General features: G+C 51.0%; 1 rRNA gene (cut by a window edge). It reads right to left on the reverse strand.

Features of this window, described 5'->3' with window-relative positions:
- Nucleotides 1–125 precede the first annotated feature (125 nt).
- Nucleotides 126–2,500 (reverse strand): 23S ribosomal RNA (locus AC07PF_RS32995) (it continues 504 nt past the right edge of the window).

Here is a 2,500-nt window from a genome sequence, read left to right on the forward strand (position 1 = left end):
ACGAATTCATAGAGTATGGAATCAGATTAGATTTTTGTATTTTTGACTGCGTCTAACTTGGCATAACAATCTTTGAGCGTCCGGGTGCTGCGGTTGCAGTCACGGGGATTGGCTATCAAAGTTATAGGGTCAAGCCGCACGAGCAATTAGTATCAGTTAGCTTAACGCATTACTGCGCTTCCACACCTGACCTATCAACGTCCTGGTCTTGAACGACTCTTCAGGGGGCTCAAGGCCCCGGCAGATCTCATCTTGAAACGAGTTTCCCGCTTAGATGCTTTCAGCGGTTATCTCTTCCACACTTAGCTACTCGGCAATGCCACTGGCGTGACAACCGATACACCAGAGGTGTGTCCACTCCGGTCCTCTCGTACTAGGAGCAGGCTTCCTCAAATCTGCAGCGCCCACGGAAGATAGGGACCAAACTGTCTCACGACGTTTTAAACCCAGCTCACGTACCTCTTTAAATGGCGAACAGCCATACCCTTGGGACCGGCTACAGCCCCAGGATGAGATGAGCCGACATCGAGGTGCCAAACACCGCCGTCGATATGAACTCTTGGGCGGTATCAGCCTGTTATCCCCAGAGTACCTTTTATCCGTTGAGCGATGGCCCTTCCATACAGAACCACCGGATCACTATGTCCTGCTTTCGCATCTGCTCGACTTGTCAGTCTCGCAGTTAAGCACGCTTATGCCATTGCACTATCGTCACGATGTCCGACCGTAACTAGCGTACCTTCGAACTCCTCCGTTACGCTTTGGGAGGAGACCGCCCCAGTCAAACTGCCTACCATGCACTGTCCCCGATCCAGATAATGGACCTAGGTTAGAACCTCAAACACACCAGGGTGGTATTTCAACGTTGGCTCCATGACATCTAGCGACATCACTTCAAAGCCTCCCACCTATCCTACACAGATCTGTTCAAAGTCCAATACAAAGCTACAGTAAAGGTTCATGGGGTCTTTCCGTCTTTCCGCGGGGAGATTGCATCATCACAAACATTTCAACTTCGCTGAGTCTCAGGAGGAGACAGTGTGGCCATCGTTACGCCATTCGTGCAGGTCGGAACTTACCCGACAAGGAATTTCGCTACCTTAGGACCGTTATAGTTACGGCCGCCGTTTACTGGGACTTCAATCAAGAGCTTGCACCCCATCATTTAATCTTCCAGCACCGGGCAGGCGTCACACCCTATACGTCCACTTTCGTGTTTGCAGAGTGCTGTGTTTTTATTAAACAGTCGCAGCCACCGATTTTTTGCAACCCCGTTGGGCTCCCTCTGTTCGAGTTCACCTACTTGGGGCATACCTTCTCCCGAAGTTACGGTATCAATTTGCCGAGTTCCTTCTCCTGAGTTCTCTCAAGCGCCTTAGAATACTCATCTCGCGCACCAGTGTCGGTTTGCGGTACGGTCGTCAATAGCTGAAGCTTAGTGGCTTTTCCTGGAAGCAGGGTATCACTCACTTCGTCTGCAAGCAGACTCGTTATCACCCCTCATCTAAGCCCGGCGGATTTGCCTACCAGGCACGACTACAGGCTTGAACCAACATATCCAACAGTTGGCTGAGCTAACCTTCTCCGTCCCCACATCGCACTATTGATCGGTACAGGAATATTGACCTGTTTCCCATCAGCTACGCATCTCTGCCTCGCCTTAGGGGCCGACTCACTCTACGCCGATGAACGTTGCGTAGAAAACCTTGCGCTTACGGCGAGGGGGCTTTTCACCCCCTTTAACGCTACTCATGTCAGCATTCGCACTTCTGATACCTCCAGCATCCGTTACCAGACACCTTCACAGGCCTACAGAACGCTCTCCTACCACGTGCAATAAATTGCACATCCGCAGCTTCGGTAACTGGCTTAGCCCCGTTACATCTTCCGCGCAGGACGACTCGATCAGTGAGCTATTACGCTTTCTTTAAATGATGGCTGCTTCTAAGCCAACATCCTGACTGTTTTAGCCTTCCCACTTCGTTTCCCACTTAGCCAATTTTAGGGACCTTAGCTGGCGGTCTGGGTTGTTTCCCTCTTGAGTCCGGACGTTAGCACCCGGTGCTCTGTCTCCCAAGCTGTACTCGTCGGTATTCGGAGTTTGCATAGGTTTGGTAAGTCGCCATGACCCCCTAGCCTAAACAGTGCTCTACCCCCGACGGTAATACTTGAGGCACTACCTAAATAGTTTTCGGAGAGAACCAGCTATTTCCAAGTTTGTTTAGCCTTTCACCCCTATCCACAGCTCATCCGCTAGTTTTGCAACACTAGTCGGTTCGGACCTCCAGTACCTGTTACGGCACCTTCATCCTGGCCATGGATAGATCACTTGGTTTCGGGTCTACACCCAGCGACTGATTCGCCCTATTCGGACTCGATTTCTCTACGGCTTCCCTATTCGGTTAACCTTGCCACTGAATGTAAGTCGCTGACCCATTATACAAAAGGTACGCAGTCACCCTTGCGGGCTCCTACTTTTTGTAAGCATGCGGTTTCAGGA

The organism is Acidovorax sp. GW821-FHT10A04 (assembly GCF_059415825.1).